Source organism: Blautia faecis, from assembly GCF_020554845.1.
Taxonomy (GTDB): domain Bacteria; phylum Bacillota; class Clostridia; order Lachnospirales; family Lachnospiraceae; genus Blautia_A; species Blautia_A faecis.
The window spans coordinates 1-551 of the sequence record NZ_JAJCIA010000099.1; the positions used below are offsets into that span (position 1 = coordinate 1).

General features: G+C 52.3%; 1 protein-coding gene. It reads right to left on the reverse strand.

The window, feature by feature from the left end:
- On the reverse strand, positions 1-551 hold a 551-nt coding region (locus LIZ66_RS18380), incomplete at both ends, for a MobA/MobL family protein (RefSeq protein WP_227201181.1).

Here is a 551-nt window from a genome sequence, read left to right on the forward strand (position 1 = left end):
CGGTCATTGGCTTCCAGATAGCGGTTCTGGATGACCTCCCATTCATGCCGCCAGATTTCGCAATACTTCTGGTCGTTCCAATCCACCGTATCCTCCTTGTGGCTTTTCCATCTGCCGGACGGAAGTTTTATCCGTTCCCCGTTTTCGTCAAGGTCATAAACCTTGCGGCTCTTGGGAAGCCATTTTCCATGTTCGTCCATTGCCCTCATAGTGAGCATGACATGGGCGTGGGGATTGTGTCCCGGCGGATGGGGGTCATGGATTGCAAAATCAGCAATCATGCCTTTGGAAACAAACTGCTGCTCACAAAACTCCCGGACAAGGACAGCATACTGGTCGGGTGGTATCTCTCTTGGGATGGTAAGCACCCACCTCCTTGCAAGCTGGGAGTTCCATTGTTTTTCCACAGCTTCGGCGGCGTTCCATAAGGTATTACGGTCTGCATACTCCGGCGGGGCATTTGCTGGGAGCAGAATCTCATTGTGGACGATACCACGCTTTTCCGGGTAGTGCTTCACTTGCTGGTCGTATTCACAGAACAGCTTTTCGCC